Below are 18,121 nucleotides of genomic sequence, written 5' to 3'. Positions count from 1 at the left end.
GCTTGACCAACTTTATGGACTTACTAGCGTAAGGCCTCGTAGGCAGATTTGATATAACTTGGGCTGTTGCTATTACTGCTCGTGCCATAGCTGACGTTTTGTAGCCCATTGTTTGTACTGTTCATATTGACTTGGTTGCTGGCATTGATACTGGCGCCAGACAGACCGGCGTCATTTTTGTATAAGCTATGATAGCGGCTCATCACTCTTTTGACATAGTTGCGCGTCTCTTTAAAAGGCGGGATGCCGCCGTATTTATCGACATTGCCCTCGCCTGCGTTATAGCCTGCCACAGCGTGCTCGACGTTGTTATTAAAACGGCGCATCAGCCAGGCGATGTATTTGGCTGAGCCTTCGATGTTGTCGGCAGGGTTCCAAGGATTGCCCACATTAAATCGCCGTGCGGTAGCAGGCATTAGCTGCATCAGCCCTTGAGCGCCGACTGGTGAGCGAGCATTTGGATTAAAAGCTGACTCAGTATGCATCATGGCTTTCATCAAGGCAGGATCGACGCCATGACGTGCCGCGGAGGCGCGAATATAGCTATCATAGGCGTTACGACTGGCACTACTACTCGCCGGACTGCTGCCATAGCCGTTGCTGCTGCCGTCATACATCTTAGAGTCTTTATAGTAAGTGACTTTGACTTTTTTGGTGAACTTATCAAAGTTGCCACTGGGGCTAACGTTGGTCAAGAGCACCTGACCGCCTTGGTCTTTGTAGATATACATATTGCCTGCATGAGCACTCACACTCAGGCTGGAGATAGCAAGGATACTGGCAATACTAGTGATGGCATTTAAGAAAAACGGAGACAAACAGCGAGTCTTGATGGTAGTCGTATTTATCATAGAGATATCACTTTTTATCGAGTAGTCGCAAATGACTGTCGCTGATGAGTCGGCCAGCTTATAAAGGCAAGTGCTTATTTTATCTGCCGTATTTTGTCGCCAGCTACCTAGCAACAACCCTGACGTCTTCATGTTTTGTTAAGATCATTTGCAATAGATACAAAAAATAATAGTTGTTTACTATAACATATAATAACTTTTTGACGCATGGGATTGTCAAAATAATAAGAAAAAGTGAGCATTATTTTGTAAATAATACGAAATAAATCAATAAGCTATCATTTGCAGTGTACGCATGTCAGTGTCAGCTCAGCTGCCGCAAGGGCTTATGGTGGTAGTAAGTGGCTATGATAAGAGTGTAGGAGTGGTGTAATAAGAGCAAGAGGATAAGAGCGGCTAATGCTTTGAGCTTGTCTTTAATTGATGAGAGGTCAGGGAGTAGCTATAACGCAACGGCACTAACAAATATCGGTACCCAAATCGCGGTCACCAGCCCATTGACTGCCAGTCCAAAGGCTGCATAGCGTCCGGCGGTATGACTGATCTGCCACGCTTCGACTGTACCAAAAGCGTGAGCGGCCAAACCAAGTGCTAAGCCTTTGGCACGGTCATCATCGACACGGCCAAATAAAAAGCGCGCCAAAGTACCCCCAACGAGACCTGAGACAATGATGATAAGGTTGGCCATCGCCAGCGGCGCTTTGATCAAATCCGCCACACTAAGACCGATAGGAGTGGTGACTGAGCGGGTGGCAAATGCCAGTATCGTCTCGTGACTGAGTGACAGCAGATAGGCGAGCGACATTGGCAGCAAAGCACCTACCACGCTTGCAATCATGACGATAAGGGTGAGTTTTTTGACAGGTAAGCCTTTAAAGTTCATGGCGGCGAGTGGCACTGCCAATAAAACCGTGACGTATCCTAAGAGATGGTCAAACACAGGCTTTGCGGCGCTATAGTAGTGATTGTAGTCCCACTGCAGCACAAACAAAAACAGCAAAACCAGCGCTAAGGCCGTGATGACCATCGGTAGCCACGATAGCTTACGCGCTAAGATACGGGCAATGACATGGGCGACCAAGGTCAATAATATCGCCGCAAGGGTTGCTGTCAATACGCTATCAAAAGTCATAAGTCTGCCTTGTTTATTCAGCTGAGCGCTGCTTTTATTACTTGCTGGTGCTGCCGGTGTTGCCAGCTTGCGAGTCACCATCAGACTCAGTATCAGTGTCTTGATTGAGCCAGCGGTTGGCCAGCAATGCTAATCCCCAAAGCGGTATTAAGGTGCTGATCAGCATCGTCAGCATCACGCCCCACAGCTCGTCTCCTAAGGCAAATAACAATAAACCTGCACCAGCAGAAACGGGCAAAAAAGCAAAGCCGCTATCAACCAATAACGTATTGCTGGCTTGAGTGAGCCAGATAGGTAGGGCTTTTAGCAAACGCCACGCCATCAACACCACAAACATCGCCACCAAACCGACGATATTGGCCGCTTTTTCGATACCCGCCCATTGACAGACCAGCACCGCTGTTTCACGGACAAAAATAACCATCGCTAATGTTAATATCAGCGCCAGCCATAGCGGTAGGTTGGAGGAGTGAGTGGACTTCATAAGCAGTTTTGGCCAAATCGGAGATGGGTAGGCGCAGCGATAACGGTTGGCGCATGGCTATGGCAGCTGCACCCTTATAAGTACATTGTGTCGTTATGGTATTTTGTATATGGCATATCGTATAGGCGATTATATAGAGAATCACGTAACTAATAAAGCCTATCGTCGTGACTAAATAAAAGAGAGATAAAGAGAGATAAGATAAAGAGATACACTGCATACATTCGCTAGACTGGTACAAACTTTTTTGCGTGCTGTGCTTACGCCGACAGATGCTACGAAAAATTTATTTCAGTCTCGTTGTATCCTTTTTTATTGACCTGATTATAGGTATAACCGCCCTAGTATCATCGCGCTATTTTGTCTTATGGTATTAGGGAAGGTGGCTCTGAGAGAGACGGCTTTAAGCGAGGCAATAAAAAACAGACGATATCAGCGATACCGTCTGTGTGTAGGGCGTTGTCTGTAGGTATATCAAAGCGGCTTGCAAATAAAAGCTGAGCCGCCCGCCCGCCGCCTGCTCTTATAAGTTATGAGTCAGGTAGGCGGCTTTTTTGAGGCGAGGACTGTGCTGTGTTTGTCTCAAACTCATAAAAGGCTTTTTCTTCGGCCGCAGTCAAGGTAGGCTCTACGTTCTCATCTGGCTTTTCAAACTCCTCAAGCGTCGGCATCAGTAGCGTCGCTTGCGCCAGTGGTAGGACATCTACAGGATCGAGATTGGCTTGTCCAAGCAGCTGTTTGAGCCGATCGCTTGGCAAGCGAATGGTTAGGCACTCGTGGCCTGTGTCATCGTAGCTTTCTTCTAAGATGACGCCTAGCTCGTACAAGGTGTTTTTAAATTGACCTGCACCATAAGGCAATGTCAAATCAAAGGTGGTCAGTGCGCCAGTAAGCAACTGCTGTACGGCAAGCGACAGCGCTTCTATTCCGAGGTTTTCTTTTGATGAGACGTAGACGCGGTTTGGCTGGCCTTCGCTGGCATAACCAATATGAGCAGGCTCGCCTGTGATATCAATTTTGTTATACACATTGAGCACGGGTACGTCGTTATCAATTTCGGCCAACACATTTTTTACCGCTTCGATTTGCTCGTGCATGTCTTCGCTAGAGGAGTCGATGACGTGTAGTAGCAAGTCCGCCTCTAGCGTCTCTTCTAGTGTCGCGTGAAACGACTCGACCAGCTCGTGCGGCAAATGACGCACAAAACCGACAGTATCGACCAGTACCACACGTCCCACGCCTTGCCAGTCAAGGCGACGTAGCGTCGGGTCGAGGGTAGCAAACAGCTGGTCGGCGGCATAGATGTTTTCGTCGACCAAGCGGTTAAACAGTGTCGATTTACCAGCGTTGGTATAGCCGACTAGCGAGATGGTCGGTACGTCAGATTTTTGTCGACGGGCGCGGCCTTGTGCGCGGGTTTGCCGAACTTTTTCAAGCTTAGATTTGAGCTGGTTGACTCGCGTTTGTAGTAAGCGGCGATCGGTCTCAAGCTGGGTCTCACCCGGCCCGCGCAGACCGATACCGCCTTTTTGTCGTTCCAAATGCGTCCAACCACGTACCAGCCGTGTCGATAAGTGGTTGAGCTGCGCCAGCTCCACTTGTAGCTTACCCTCATAAGTGCGGGCGCGCTGAGCAAAAATATCCAAAATCAGTCCGGTGCGATCCAGCACGCGGCATTTGACCACCGACTCGATATTACGCTCTTGTGAGGGCGATAAGCTGTGATTAAAAAGAACAATATCGGCGTCGTGCTCACGCACTAGCTCTGCAATCTCTTCTGCTTTGCCGCTACCCACAAAAAACTTGGCATCAGGCTTTAAACGTGAGCCTGTCACCAATGCCAAACGATCGGCGCCTGCTGAGTCTGCCAGTAGCTCAAACTCGCTAAGATCGTCAGGGTCTTGGATTTGCCGAATATCTAAATGTACAATGATGGCACGCTCGCCACCTTCATGTCTTTCAAAATAATCCAAAGAATATCACCTATTTAATAAAGTAAATAAATCGCTGCCATTTGTCTGTCAACTATCGAGGCGGCGTTCATATGACCTTTTATATGTGGTCTTATCTGTTGATATTAAAGCGTAACGGCACAATTAGCGATAGATTTATGTTACACAGGTTGGTGTTTCCTAGCGCGGAGGACGGCTGGTAAGTTCGCGCGTTTATAAGCGGCTTTATTGCACGTTTGTATAAAACTAGGCACTGACTCAGTGAACAGGCTATCACTGAGGCGCATAACTTTGCTATACTTAGCTCGTTTTTTTGTTGATATAAACAGCAGTTATTTAATCATGAGGGCGAAGATGAGCCAAGCTAAGTCAAAATTTTCACTCAGACAACAGCTAGGACGCGGCAAGCAAATCGCTGGTATGACCACAACGATGGTCGGTGGACTGCGAGCCGCTCAGCGTCTTGGTGCCTTTAAGCAGCCGCCACGCGAAAAGCTACCCCGTTATATTCAGGCGTTTTGTCGTAAGATGGCAGGCTCTTTTGGTGTCAAAGTCATCGAGGTCGAGCCAGTACAGCAGCATCATGGTCTGTGGGTGTCCAATCATGTGTCATGGATGGATATCCCTGTCGTGGGAACGGTAAGCCCCGCGTTTTTCTTATCCAAGGCGGAGATTGGTGAGTGGCCTGTGTTTGGTAAATTAGCGCATGCTGCCGGCACGCTCTTTATTGAGCGCGGCTCCGGTGATGCAGGCTCAGTGGCCACGCAGATTGCTGAGTTTTTGACCAAAGGGTTTTCGGTTATCTTCTTCCCTGAAGCGACTACTACTGATGGCAAAAAGGTCAAGCGTATCCATGGTACCCTGCTACAAGCTGCGATAGACGCAGATGTCCCTATACGACCGATCCTTATCGCTTATGTCGACAAAGACGGAGCGCTCAGTGAGGCTTTGCCGTATTATGGCAAGATTACCATGAAAGAGAGCTTAAAAAAGGTGCTAGATAGTAAGGATGTGACGGCCTATGTGCTACCATTAGAGCCGATAGACCCTAAAGGCTATAGCAAAAGCGAATTGACCGACTTGCTGCAAAGAAAAATGCAAGAAGGATTGGCCGATCTGCATGCGCGGGTACTGAGTGTGCCGCCTAGTCAATAATCAGCTGAGCTGTACAGTCAAATGAAAAGTCGCTGAATAAAAAAGGCGCCATCGTAGCAATATTTACCGCGATTGGCGTCTTTTTTCGTGTTTTGTCAGTGACACATTGGGCGCCGCTTATTAAGGTGACGGATTGGGCTGGCGCGTGTGCACTGCTTCAATGGCCTCCAATACATCGTCAGTGAGTGTCAGATCAATGCTATCGATATTGGATTTTAACTGCGTAAGTGTGGTCGCGCCAATGATGTTGCTTGTGACAAAGGGGCGTGAATTGACAAAGGCCAGCGCCATCTGCGCCATATCTAGTCCGGCATCGCTGGCAATCTTAGCGTATTGCTCAGTGGCTGCTAGCGCTTGCTCATTAATATATCTTTGGAATCTATCATACATGGTCAGGCGCGCGCCAGCTGGGCGTTTGCCGTCCAAGTACTTACCTGATAGTACGCCAAACCCAAGCGGCGAGTAAGCAAGCAAGCCGACGTTTTCACGATGGGCAATCTCCGCCATGCCGACCTCATAGAGACGGTTGAGGAGGCTATACGGGTTTTGCACCGTTAGCGGCGCGATTAGATCGTTTTTGTCCGCTTCCCACAGATAGCGCATCAGTCCCCACGCGGTATCATTCGACAGCCCATAAGCACGAATACGGCCTTTTTTAATCTCATTATTCAGCGCTTGGATGGTCTCCAAAAATGGCGTTAAGTCATCAAGCGATTGCGCTGACATCTCGCTGTCATAGCCGCGCTGCCCAAAGAAGTTAGCTTGTCGCTCAGGCCAATGCAGCTGATAAATATCGATATAATCGGTTTGTAGACGCTCAAGGTTACTATCGATAGCTCTGCTAATTTGCTCAGCATTAAAGCGCGTTTTACCGTCACGCAAAAAGCTCAGGGGTGACATTTTACTGGCCAAAATGACCTTGTCACGCTGCTGGGTCTTGGCAAACCAAGTACCGATATAACGCTCGGTATCGCCTTGCTTGTCTTTATCTGGTGGTGATGGATACATCTCTGCTGTATCCCAAAAGTTGACGCCCTCAGAGAGTGCTATATCCATCTGGGCGTGTGCCTCAGCCTCGGTGTTTTGCTGCGCCCATGTCATAGTGCCCAGACAGATTTTAGAAACCTGCTCATCGAGTTGCGGCAACGTTGTATATTGCATGTCAGTCTCCTTGTGGACTTTGATTTTAGGGTTGAGCATTGAGTATTGAGTATTGAGCGTTGTCAGGGCATTACATGATTTGGATGCCGGTCACCCCAGGCGGGGTTACTTTAAAGACTTTGACCTTAAACAATACCGATTGGCCGGCCAGCGGATGGTTAAAATCGACCTCAATCTCATCCTCATTAATCGCGCTAATAATACCGGGTAAGGTATTTTTGCCTTTATCCTCAAACTCAACCATCATGCCGACTTCTGGATGATCGGCGATAAGAGCAAACTGCGGACGGCTAAAGTGTTGAACGTTGTCAGGGTTCCACTCACCAAATGCCTGCTCTGGCTCAAGGTGAGCTGTGCGCGTGTCGCCTGCGCGTAGATTCATAAGTACTTGCTCAAACCCTGGCAACAAGCTTTCATCGCCGACCGTCAGCGTCACTGGTGCCTCACGGCCAAAGGTGGAGTCAATCACCGTGCCGTTTTCTAATGAAACTTCAAAGTGTAGGCTAACAAGGCTACCAAAGGTGATGCGCGTGTCTTCGTTGGGGTTGATAAATTGTGATTCAGTCATAATCAAAAGCCAGTTGTCGTAAATATAATAGAGAAATGATAAGTCATTTTGCTGGGTGTGTAAGCGCAAATAGTGTAACGCAAATGGTGTAATATATCTGCCATATCTTAAATAGGGCAGAATTATGGCAAGTCAAGCACCCAGCAAACAACAGGGACACGTGCATAAATGGCAAGACGACAAAGGCTTTGGTTTTATTGAAACATCAAGCGGGGCATCGCTGTTTTTTCACATTAGTGAGTTTAGAGCGCAGCGCCGTCCTGAGGTTGGTGAAGCGGTGGTCTTTGATGTCGGACAAGATAGCCAAGGTCGCCTGCAAGCCAGACAAGTCCAAGAGCTGAGCTTTGTCCAACAAAAAATGGCAGAAAAAAATCGCCAAATCCGTCAGCGTAATCGCAAACGTAATGCCCAAGCAGAATTTGCAGCAGGGCAAAAGAAACGCTTGTTTCTTGGTATTGGTTTTTATGGGGTTTTAATTTTATTGGCGGCAACTCAAAAGCTCAGCTGGCTGGTGGTTGCATGGTACGCTGTGCTAGGCATCGTCACTTATATTACTTATGCCAAAGACAAAGCTGCTGCTCAAAATGGTGACTGGCGTACACCTGAGTCAACCTTGCACGTGCTGAGCGCACTTGGCGGCTGGGTCGGCGCGTTGGTAGCACAGACGTATTTGCGCCACAAATCACAAAAGCCTGAGTTTCGTATCGTTTATTATTTAACGGTTATTATCAACTTAGCAGGATTACTCTTTGTCATCATGGGCGGCGGGCTAGCGCTTTTAAGCGAATTAGGATAAAGCGTTACATTAAATCTGCGCCAGTATTTGCTTATACACAGCGGCATCTGAGGCAGAAAAACAGCAAAAAATCACGTCGTGAACGGAAAAACCATCCATTTGTTCTAAGCCGTTTTGCACATATGCTGTGACTGTATCGATTGCAACCTTAGCTGCCTTATCAATGGGGTAGCCGTAGACGCCGGTACTAATAGAAGGGAAGGCAATACTGCTGAGACCGTGTTGCGCTGCCAAATCTAAAGACTTTTGATAACAGCTGGCCAGTAGTGCTTGCTCATTACTACGATCGCCATGCCAGATAGGGCCTACCGTATGAATCACGTACTGACAAGGCAAATCAAATGCTGGGCTGATTTTGGCATCACCAGTTTGGCAGCCATTTAATGTACGGCAATACTCAAGCAGTTTAGGCCCTGCTACTCGATGAATCGCACCATCGACACCGCCGCCACCGAGCAAGCTTTTGTTAGCCGCATTGACAATGGCATCGACATGCAACGTGGTGATATCCGTCTGTAACACTGATAGGGTCACGCTGTGAGTACCACTGCTGTTACCATTATAGTCATTAGACACTGACAGCTGCTTTTGAGCAATAGGCGTTATTTTGCTATTCGTCGTTTGATTGTTCGTCACTTGATTTTTAGGCATGGCTACATCCTTTTTATAGTGATCGTATGGTACTTTAGCGATAAATATCAATAGTTTCAATCTACAAAAACACAAAAAAAAATAGGCCACCATTTGGTAGCCTATTGATAACCCTGTTGTTTTTAGGAGGTGTCCTCACTCTAGTCGATAGTCATCTAGATGCGTTAAAAATAGCTGACTAATATTTCGATACTATCTGCGCTATTTTCGTTGTTTGATTGCAATGTTTTGCGGCCATTTATCTCATTTTTATCACCATTTTTAAAATGAGAGCACGCCCTAATGTTATATTATTTAGGGCTGCGTTTACCTTCCAAAAACAGCATGTCGATGACGATGAACATGACGCCGATACAGATAGCAATATCGGCAATATTAAAAATCGGATAATGCCACACATCAGCATAATGCACATGAATAAAGTCAATCACATGACCATGTAGCAAGCGATCAATCAGGTTGCCAATGGCACCGCCAAGCACCAGCGCAAGGCCTGTCGATAGCAGCTTGGCTTGCCGTGGTGCTTTGATTAGATAGCCGATCAAAAACAGCGACATCACCAGCGCCAGTCCCGCAAAAAACCACTTTTGCCAGCCGCCTGCATCGGCCAAAAAGCTAAACGCGGCGCCATAGTTGTAAGCCAGTGTCCAGTTGAGAAACGGCTCTAACACTGGCACAGGCTCAAGAAAATTGAGCGTGGTCTCAGCCAGCCATTTGCTCCACTGGTCGATGATGATCACCACCAGCGATAACGCATACCACATAAAGGCGCGACTGCCATTGGCGACCATCTTAGGGGTCTTAATTAGGCGACCTCTAGGCGTCGATGAGCTGCCAGTGGTTGCATGTGCAGGCTTGGGGGAGCCGTCGGCCTCAACCTGCGGCGACTTGTGAGGTGAATCTGACGGGTTAGGCGCAGAATTAGGCATAGTGGCGCACCTCGCCTGTACCGCTCACGTTGGTCACGCAGCGCGCGCATAGCTCAGGATGGGTGCGATCGACGCCGATGTCGTCACGGATATGCCAGCAGCGTACGCACTTGGTACCTGTGGCTGCACTCACTTTGACCTGCAAGTCGCTTGACTCATCGGCATGGCTCTCTGCTGGTACTGAGCCAGTATCCGCGCTCTGAGCAGGGGCCTCACTCATCGGCTGCAGGGTCGCGCTACTGGTAATCAAGACAAAACGTAGCTCTTCGCCAAGCTTGGCCAAGCTCTCTTGCATCGCGCCGCTGGCATACAGATCGACGCCCGCTGATAAGTTGGCATTGATGATTTTTTCGCCACGCGCTGTTTCGATATGTTTGTTGACGATGTCTTTCGCCTGCATGATGCGTTGCCAGTCGTCGCTTGTGATGGCGCTCAGCTCAAATGCTGGGAAGGTGTACCATTCTTGGGTAAACACATAACCTGCGTCTTGTCCGTTTTTGCCTTCTAGTACTTCCCACGCTTCTTGGGCCGTAAAAGACAAAATAGGCGTGATCCAGCGAATCAGCGCATGAGCGATATGATAAATCGCCGTCTGAGCAGAGCGGCGCGGCTGTCCATCAGTCTGAGTGGTGTACTGGCGATCTTTGATGATATCTAAATAAAAGCTGCCCAAGTCTTGCGAGCAAAACGCGGTGACGTGCTGGGTGACTTGGTGAAAGTCCATCGCATCATAAGCGCTGATGATTTGTGCTTGCACGGTTTGCGCGCGCTCAATGATGAATTTATCAAGGCTGACCAGCTCATCCATCGCCACGCTGTTGGTCGCTGGATCAAAGTCATCAGTATTGGCAAGCAAAAAGCGCAAGGTGTTACGGATACGACGATACATGTCGATCGCGCCCTTAAACACGGTCTTACCCGCGCTCATCTCATAACGATAATCACTCGAGGCAATCCATAAGCGCAGCATGTCCGCGCCCGTTTTGTTGATCTCGTCTTGCGGGGTGATGATGTTGCCAAGCGACTTACTCATCTTGCGACCGTTTTCATCTACCACAAAACCATGGGTCAATACTTGCTTAAATGGTGGACGCTCGTACATCGCCTCTGAGGTCAGCAAGGAAGTCTGGAACCAGCCGCGATGCTGATCTGAACCCTCTAAGTACATATCCGCTGGGTTGGTCAGCTCATCGCGCTGCTCAAGTACAGCAAAATGCGTGGTTCCTGAGTCAAACCACACGTCTAGCGTGTCGGTCGCTTTGTCATAGTCAGCAGCCTCATCACCCAAAAAGTCCTCACAGCTGGCATCAAACCACGCTTCCACGCCGCCATCAGCGATTTTTTGTGCCGCCGCTTCCATCAGCTCCAGCGTGTTTGGATGTAGCTCACCGGTTTGTTTATGCGTAAAGAAAGTGATTGGCACGCCCCAAGTACGCTGGCGTGAGATACACCAGTCAGGACGGTCAGTCATCATCGCCTCGATGCGGTTTTGTCCCCAAGCGGGCGTCCATTTGACCGTTGGAATATCAGCAAGCGCTCGCTCGCGTAAGCCTTTGGCTTCCATATTGATAAACCACTGCGGGGTGGCGCGGAAAATAATCGGCGACTTGTGACGCCAGCAATGCGGGTAGCTGTGCTCGATTTTGGTATGGCTGACGAGGTGGCCGTTTTCGTGCAAGGTGGCGATGATTTTTGGGTTGGCTTTATAGATATGCTCTCCGGCAAATACCGCAGCGCTGTCTAAATACACACCCGTACCGCCCACAGGGTTTTCTACAGGTAGGTTGTATTTTAGACCGACAATATAATCGTCAAGACCATGACCCGGCGCGGTATGGACGAGGCCTGTACCGCTATCGGTGGTGACGTGATCGCCTAGGATAAGCGGCACTTGACGCCCTTCAATCAAGGGGTGCTGGGCGTGCAGACCTTCAAGCTTGCGTCCTGATACGGTCGCCAAGATACCTTTGTGGTCAAGCTTTAGCTCGGTCAGCGCAGTTTCGATCAAGTCTGTCGCCAATAAAAAATGGCCTTTGTCTGTTGCCACCACGCTATAGTCGTGCTCAGGATGCACGGCAATGGCTTGGTTGGCAGGCAGCGTCCATGGCGTCGTCGTCCAAATGATGGCAGCAATACTGCCGTCGATGCCATTTAGCGCCTCTACCTTATCGGTATCCACTATATCAAAGCTGACATAAATGGCGTCAGAGACTTTGTCTTGGTATTCTACTTCGGCTTCGGCGAGGGCAGAGCTACAGTCCAAGCACCAGTTCACAGGCTTCATACCGCGAGTGACGTGACCATTATCATAGATTTTTGCAAGTGCACGGACGATATTGGCTTCCTGCGCAAAGTTCATGGTGAGATAGGGGTTGTCCCAATCACCAAACACGCCCAGACGTTTAAAGTCGGCTTTTTGTAGCTCGATCTGGGTACGGGCATACTCGCGGCACAGACCACGAAACTCAGTGGCCGAGACTTTTTGACCGACTTTGCCGACCTTGGCTTCGACTTTTTGTTCGATAGGTAGGCCATGACAATCCCAACCAGGAACATAAGGCGCATCAAACCCCGACAGCGTTTTTGACTTAACGATGATATCTTTTAAAACCTTATTGACCGCATGACCTAAGTGAATCTGACCGTTGGCATAAGGAGGGCCATCATGCAAAATATACTTTGGCGCACCTGTGCGCGCCTGACGAATTTTGCCATAGACATCATCTGCTTCCCACGCCGCTAGCCAGTCAGGCTCACGTTTGGCGAGGTTTGCACGCATGGCAAACGGGGTGTCGGCGAGGTTTAATGTATCTTTATAATCGTGGCTTGGGGTGTCGGTGCTTTTGTCAGTCATAAAAGGTATCTTATAAAATGATGGTTAGAGATGGGAGAAAGAGCCGAGTACATGCTGATCTAAAATAGCGTGCGGATGTTACGTGAACGCTACGCTTACTGTGTCACTATTAATACTGGTATTTGGCTGCGGCGCTAGTTAGTAATATAGCGGCTTCCAACTACAATCACTTTATGTCGTCACAAGCAGATAAAAGCGTCTGCCTACATCATAAATACTAATGAGATGATTGCAATGCCATATACCGATATCAAAATAATAAGAAAAGTGGCGATAATAATGACAGCTATTATATGACAAAACCAGTGGGGTAAAAAGAGCTGGCCGGTATCGTCCTGTTTTTAGCCAAAACCAATAGTTTATACCATCAAACCAAGACTAAAAAAGAACAAGGCTAAAAAAACAAGAACTAAAAAACCGATGACAGCCATAAGCGTAGTTTTAGTGACCACAATGGCTGGATGCCCGTTAGACCTTGCGCCATTTCACCCTTTTTTAAGATGACATAAGAGGGCGTTACTTGTCCTTGCCAGTCAGCAAATATCTCGCCTTCTTGATCGTTGATGGTGGTAAAGCGGTAGTTGTGTTCGCTCAGGTAGCTATGCAGCGTTTGATCAGAGCCTGACTGGATCGCAATGGTCACCACCGGGTAGTCATTGGCTGCCGCGAGCGTGTCTATGGTCGGCGAGGTCACACGGCAAACAGGGCACCACGTTCCCCAAAAGTACACCAGCGCGGGCTTATCGTTACTGAGCGCCGCCAAGTCAATGCTTTGTCCTTGGTAATCGGTGAGCTGCAATTGCGGGTTGGCAGGCATGACTGGCTGACGCCACCAATTAACCGCGGTATAAATGACGGCAAACATCAAGCCATATATCAGTATCGTCTTGATAAGCGACAGCGCTTTTTGCTGTGGCGTCTTTTTAGGCTTTGCCGCTGTGGTATCAGTATCAGTTGTCATAAGGGCTGCTTTTTATGCTTGTCATGGTATCAAAAAGTGTCTGGTCGCTGTTTGTTATCGCGTGTGCTAGGCTATGTCCTCATTTTTATCACCATTTTTAAAATGAGGACATGCCCTAGATAAAAATAAACGGCTGCATGCTCAGCCGTATGATTCCTAAATGCTTTACAACACCAATTCTTTAGAACACTGTCAAAATATCGTCCATCGCTATTGCTGTACCGATTTTATGTCGGAGTGACGATAAGCGCTTAAGGTTTTTGTGCGCGGTCTTGTAGTGGGTCGCCGGTCAGCACGCTGCCTGTGTTTTCTCGGCGCTCGCTTGTGCTGAGCTTACTGGCTGGTACTTTCGACTTTTTCTTCCATTTTAAGCTAAACAAGTCATCGCGGCGGTCAATCAAGTTATGTACCGAGCCTTCGTGACGAACGTGAGTCAGCTTATCTAAGTTGACATCAGAGAAGAAAATCATCTCGGTATTGGGCGTGGTTTCTGCCATAATGGCATCATGTGGAAATGCAAAATCTGACGGTGAAAAAATAGACGACTGGGCGTACTGAATATCTAAGCTTTCGACTTGTGGCAAGTTGCCAACAGAGCCGCAGATCATCACGTAGCATTCGTTTTCAATCGCACGTGCTTGGGCACAATGGCGTACACGCAAATAGCCGTTTTTGGTATCTGTCCAGAAAGGCACGAACAAAATATCCATATCATCAAGTGCTAACAGGCGTGCAAGTTCAGGGAACTCAACGTCATAACAGACTAAAATACCAATACGCCCCGCATCGGTGTCAAAGACCTGTACTTTATCGCCACCTTCAATCACCCAAGCGCTACGCTCATGCGGGGTGATATGAATTTTGCGCTGTTCTTCTACCGTCCCGTCACGGCGGCACAGATAGCTGACATTGTACAAGGTATCGTCTTCGTCTAATAAAGGCATAGAGCCTGTAATGACATTGACGTTGTAACTGACGGCCAAATGCGAAATTTCATTTTTAAACCACTCGGTGTAATCGGCCAAAAAGCGAATGGCGATGTTTTGGTCAGTAGACTCGCACAAGCCCATCAGCGGCGCGTTAAAGAACTCAGGTAGACAAGCAAAGTCAGAGTTATAATCGGCCATCACATCGACAAAGAACTCCACTTGCTGGAGCAGTTCTTCTGGCGACTCGACCTCACGCATCTGCCACTGAATACCACCGATACGCACCTCAGATTTACGCGTGTTGGGCTTATAGTCTTTTGGCTCATAATAGATATTTGACCACTCAAGCAAGGTGGCAAACCCTTTAGATTGTTTGTCATCTGGTAGGTAAGCGGTCAAGATACGCTTGACGATAAAGCCATTGGACAGCTGAAATGATAGCGCAGGGTCGTGAATCTCACGAGACTCGACAGCATCAATATATTCGCCTGGGCTCAAGTCTTGATGATTATGATAGTTGGGAATGCGGCCACCCGCCAAAATCGCGCGGAAGTTGAGCTGACGGCACAGCTCTTTGCGCGCATCATACAGCCGGCGTCCGAGGCGATACCCGCGATAGTCAGGGTCGATCAGCGCGTCCAAACCATAAATAGCATCGCCTTCTGGATTGTCTTTGATGATCTCTTTTTGTCCGATCAAATCGTCATAGGTATGGGGGTTAGAAAACTTGGCATAGTCAACGCGCATCGACAGCACGATGCCGATCAGCTGATCATGGTCAAACAGCGCAATCTGCCCTTCAGGAAAGGCGTCTATGAGCGTATGAATGGTGTTTTTTGACCATGCGCCGCCTAGGTTGGCGTAGACGCGATCCATCAAGGCTTTTAACTGGGGGTAGTCGTGTTTTTTCAATCTTGCTCATAAGGTTCCTATCTGCTGTTTTTATAAAAACTTTTCGTGTAACAAAAGCAATAAAAATATTTCCATATAGAGAATATTGTCGTTACAATCGTTTATTGCTATGTTTACAATGGGTTAGAATGATATAGTCCATCTGATATAAAAATGATACAACGCTTCATTGAGCGACTAATATCTATATATCTGATTTATTTGGATGCGATTATACTCTTTCATCTGTCCTGCTGAATTTGTCAGTAGTGTTGTAGATATCGCGGTGCGTTTTCATCGTCACAAAGGCTATATTGCTGGTTATGATAGCAAGTCACATGGGCAATGACAGTCTAACGTGGTAACTATTTGCTACGTTTTTGTGAGCCGGCTTTGATGTCAGTGATGTGCGCTCAACTATCGTTATCACTCAAGCAGCGTCTTGTTTGGCTTATTTGCTTCGGCTATCGGCACAAGTGCCCCTTTAGGATTTTTATTATGCCCCTCACTCATACCACTGCATTTAGCCAACTAGATAACATAGCAGATGATGCGTTGGTACAGTTGGTGTATGTCAGTAGTCTGACGCTGCGCTCGCGCTTAAGCGCTTCGATATTTGATGAAGTAGAAAGTCATGCGAAAGATTTTAATGAGCAGCATGGCATCACCGGTACACTCTGTTATGGCAACGGCCATTTTTTGCAATGTATTGAAGGCGAGAAGGCCAAAGTCGCGGCGTTGACGCAGCGTATTTTTGCCGATCATCGCCACAAACATGTCGAGATGCTGCTGTTACGGCAGGTAAGTAGCCGCCGCTTTGCTGACTGGCGCATGCGTTTGCTTTTTTTGGAGCGCTGGCTTTGGTCGCCTGCCACCAAGCAGCAGGCGGCGCAGTTGTCACCGTATCTGCCATTTGCGCCGCATGGCTGGTCGCCTGAGCGTACCGAACAGTTTTTGCAAATTATCAAAACCTTTGACACCCCGCCACATATCAAAGCCGCTGGTATTACTTATAATGCGCTGGGCAATATGGTGCGTCATATCGCCGCCCCGCATCAAGCGTTTTTAGTGGTGCAAGGGTTTTTAAGTGTACTATTAATCGTTGGTTTGATGCTGTTATGTTTATAAGCGGTGCTATTGTGCGAAAAGATAATAGAAAAATGACGCTAAACTCTGAGATTTAGCGTCATTTTTTATGGTTATAGATGGGTTGTTTTGATAAAAAACTTCTTACACATCAAAGACCTTACCACGATTCATAATATTATTGGGATCAAACACCTTCTTAATCTCACGTAAATACGCAATCTCAGTCTCACTGCGGCTATAGTGTAGATACGGTTTTTTCGTCATACCCACCCCATGCTCTGCAGACACCGAGCCGCCATATTTTTGTACCGTTTCAAACACGTATTTATTGACAATTTGACACTCACTAAAGAAATCATCTTTGCTCATATTTTCAGGCTTTAGAATATTGAGATGCAAATTGCCATCGCCGATATGACCAAACCAGCACACCTCAAAGTCTGGATAGTTGCTGGCGACGATATGATCAATCTCAGCGATAAACTCCGGTACATAGCTGATGAGTACCGACACATCGTTCTTATAAGGGATAAAGACTGAGATAGTCTCAGAGATATATTCGCGCAGCTTCCACAGCTCTGCCGCTTGCGCAAGACTTTGGCTCATTACACCATCGACGACCCAGCCTTCACTCATACAATGCTCAAAGATGGCCATGGCTTTATCCATGATAGGCTCATAGGGCGCCTCAAACTCAAGTAAGGTATAAAACTTGGTACGAGACTCAAAAGGCTCTTGTACTTGACCATGGGCCATGAGTTTATCGATAGCGACGTCATCAAAGAATTCAAAGGCGGTCAGATCAATCTGCGCTTGAAAGGCGGATAACACATTCATGACATCATTAAAGCTGTCCATGCCCAGTACCATGACGTTTAAGTCTTGCGGCTGACGCTCAAGCTTGATTTGGGCATGGGTGACAAAACCTAGGGTGCCTTCACTACCGATAAACAGCTGACGCAAGTCGTAGCCGGTGGCGTTTTTTATCATGCCGCGGTTGAGCTGCAAGATGTCGCCTTTACCGGTGACGACGGTGAGCCCCATGATCCATTGACGGGTCATGCCATAGCGGATGACCTTGATGCCGCCGGCGTTGGTGCCGATGTTGCCCCCGATTTGACTGGAGCCTGCTGAGGCAAAGTCGACAGGGTAGTATAGGTTTTTTGACTCTGCGAACTGTTGCAGCTGTTCGGTGATGACGCCGGCTTCAATCTCGACCATACGATCGGCAGGATAAAAGGTGCCGATTTGGTTCATTTTGTCCATGCTGACGACGATTTCGCCATTGGCGGCAACGGCACCTGCCGACAGACCGGTACGGCCACCACTGGGGGTGAGGACGATGTTGTGCTCATTGGCAAGCAGGACGATGGCTTGTACTTGTTCGGTGGTCTTTGGAAAGACGATGGCAGAGGCGGCTGGGGCGAAGTGCTTGGTCCAGTCTTTGCCCCAATATTCAAGGCTTTCAGGGTCGGTTTTGATTTGGGCTGGGTCAAACTGATGGCTTGCAAGCAAACATTCTAAAAGGCTTTGGACGGCGGCGGTACTAGGGTTAGACGGGCTTTGGCTAGATAAAGAAGTCATGGTCAACTCTCGGTATAAACGGTAAGTACTATGCATAAAGGGGATTATTATATCGCTAAATGGATATAACGCGGCAGTTATAAGTATGTTTATATAAAGGGAGGTCGCCCTCAAAAAAACAGTTCAACCCAGTT

General features: G+C 48.0%; 15 protein-coding genes. 3 read left to right on the top strand and 12 right to left on the bottom strand.

Features of this window, described 5'->3' with window-relative positions; all coding sequences use genetic code 11:
* Nucleotides 1–23: 23 nt before the first annotated feature.
* From NK638_RS06035 to hflX, 4 genes are all read right to left on the bottom strand, one after another.
* Nucleotides 24–851 (bottom strand): lytic transglycosylase domain-containing protein, encoded by an 828-nt coding sequence (locus NK638_RS06035; protein ID WP_274632310.1) that lies wholly within the window; start codon nucleotides 849–851, stop codon nucleotides 24–26.
* A 442-nt stretch (nucleotides 852–1,293) separates the two neighbouring features.
* Complete coding sequence (locus tag NK638_RS06030; protein WP_274632309.1) at nucleotides 1,294–1,983, bottom strand: LrgB family protein; 690 nt, start codon at nucleotides 1,981–1,983, stop codon at nucleotides 1,294–1,296.
* Between the two features lie 37 nt (nucleotides 1,984–2,020).
* Complete coding sequence (locus NK638_RS06025) at nucleotides 2,021–2,467, bottom strand: CidA/LrgA family protein (RefSeq protein WP_274632308.1); 447 nt, start codon at nucleotides 2,465–2,467, stop codon at nucleotides 2,021–2,023.
* Between the two features lie 530 nt (nucleotides 2,468–2,997).
* Complete coding sequence (gene hflX, locus NK638_RS06020) at nucleotides 2,998–4,440, bottom strand: ribosome rescue GTPase HflX (RefSeq protein WP_274632307.1); 1,443 nt, start codon at nucleotides 4,438–4,440, stop codon at nucleotides 2,998–3,000.
* Nucleotides 4,441–4,773: 333 nt separating this feature from the next.
* On the opposite strand from hflX, the gene NK638_RS06015 reads away from it, so the two are divergent.
* Nucleotides 4,774–5,574, top strand: coding sequence for a lysophospholipid acyltransferase family protein (locus NK638_RS06015; protein WP_105244832.1), 801 nt, complete (start codon nucleotides 4,774–4,776; stop codon nucleotides 5,572–5,574).
* 120 nt (nucleotides 5,575–5,694) lie between these two features.
* Here the strand turns inward: NK638_RS06015 and NK638_RS06010 are convergent, their stop codons facing one another.
* Complete coding sequence (locus NK638_RS06010; protein ID WP_274632306.1) at nucleotides 5,695–6,735, bottom strand: aldo/keto reductase; 1,041 nt, start codon at nucleotides 6,733–6,735, stop codon at nucleotides 5,695–5,697.
* 70 nt (nucleotides 6,736–6,805) lie between these two features.
* Nucleotides 6,806–7,303, bottom strand: a complete 498-nt coding sequence (gene fkpB / locus NK638_RS06005) for an FKBP-type peptidyl-prolyl cis-trans isomerase (RefSeq protein WP_075102068.1) — start codon at nucleotides 7,301–7,303, stop codon at nucleotides 6,806–6,808.
* Between the two features lie 124 nt (nucleotides 7,304–7,427).
* On the opposite strand from fkpB, the gene NK638_RS06000 reads away from it, so the two are divergent.
* Nucleotides 7,428–8,099 (top strand): DUF1294 domain-containing protein, encoded by a 672-nt coding sequence (locus NK638_RS06000; protein ID WP_105244834.1) that lies wholly within the window; start codon nucleotides 7,428–7,430, stop codon nucleotides 8,097–8,099.
* 9 nt (nucleotides 8,100–8,108) lie between these two features.
* Here NK638_RS06000 and NK638_RS05995 read toward each other — a convergent pair whose 3' ends face one another.
* The 5 genes from NK638_RS05995 to NK638_RS05975 all read right to left on the bottom strand — a co-directional run bounded on the left by NK638_RS05995 (nucleotide 8,109) and on the right by NK638_RS05975 (nucleotide 15,299).
* Nucleotides 8,109–8,750, bottom strand: a complete 642-nt coding sequence (locus tag NK638_RS05995) for an O-acetyl-ADP-ribose deacetylase (RefSeq protein WP_274632305.1) — start codon at nucleotides 8,748–8,750, stop codon at nucleotides 8,109–8,111.
* A 290-nt stretch (nucleotides 8,751–9,040) separates the two neighbouring features.
* The gene (lspA, locus tag NK638_RS05990; RefSeq protein ID WP_274632304.1) at nucleotides 9,041–9,679 is read right to left on the bottom strand and encodes a signal peptidase II; all 639 of its coding nucleotides are present in this window, start codon (nucleotides 9,677–9,679) and stop codon (nucleotides 9,041–9,043) included.
* Nucleotides 9,672–12,533: an isoleucine--tRNA ligase gene (ileS, locus tag NK638_RS05985; protein ID WP_274632303.1), complete on the bottom strand. Its 2,862-nt coding sequence runs from the start codon at nucleotides 12,531–12,533 to the stop codon at nucleotides 9,672–9,674. Before ileS ends, lspA begins: the two co-directional genes overlap by 8 nt.
* Nucleotides 12,534–12,942: 409 nt before the next feature.
* Complete coding sequence (locus tag NK638_RS05980) at nucleotides 12,943–13,494, bottom strand: protein disulfide oxidoreductase (protein ID WP_274632302.1); 552 nt, start codon at nucleotides 13,492–13,494, stop codon at nucleotides 12,943–12,945.
* A gap of 251 nt (nucleotides 13,495–13,745) precedes the next feature.
* Nucleotides 13,746–15,299 (bottom strand): carbon-nitrogen hydrolase family protein, encoded by a 1,554-nt coding sequence (locus tag NK638_RS05975; RefSeq protein WP_342454252.1) that lies wholly within the window; start codon nucleotides 15,297–15,299, stop codon nucleotides 13,746–13,748.
* 513 nt (nucleotides 15,300–15,812) lie between these two features.
* Here NK638_RS05975 and NK638_RS05970 point away from each other — a divergent pair.
* Nucleotides 15,813–16,442: a BLUF domain-containing protein gene (locus NK638_RS05970; protein WP_274632300.1), complete on the top strand. Its 630-nt coding sequence runs from the start codon at nucleotides 15,813–15,815 to the stop codon at nucleotides 16,440–16,442.
* Nucleotides 16,443–16,544: 102 nt separating this feature from the next.
* Here NK638_RS05970 and NK638_RS05965 read toward each other — a convergent pair whose 3' ends face one another.
* Nucleotides 16,545–17,987, bottom strand: a complete 1,443-nt coding sequence (locus NK638_RS05965; protein ID WP_274632299.1) for an FAD-binding oxidoreductase — start codon at nucleotides 17,985–17,987, stop codon at nucleotides 16,545–16,547.
* Between the last annotated feature and the right edge of the window lie 134 nt (nucleotides 17,988–18,121).

Source organism: Psychrobacter sp. A3 (assembly GCF_028823565.1).
GTDB lineage: Bacteria > Pseudomonadota > Gammaproteobacteria > Pseudomonadales > Moraxellaceae > Psychrobacter > Psychrobacter celer.
Note: the sequence above shows the minus strand (reverse complement) of the source record. Positions and strands in the feature narration are given on the sequence as shown.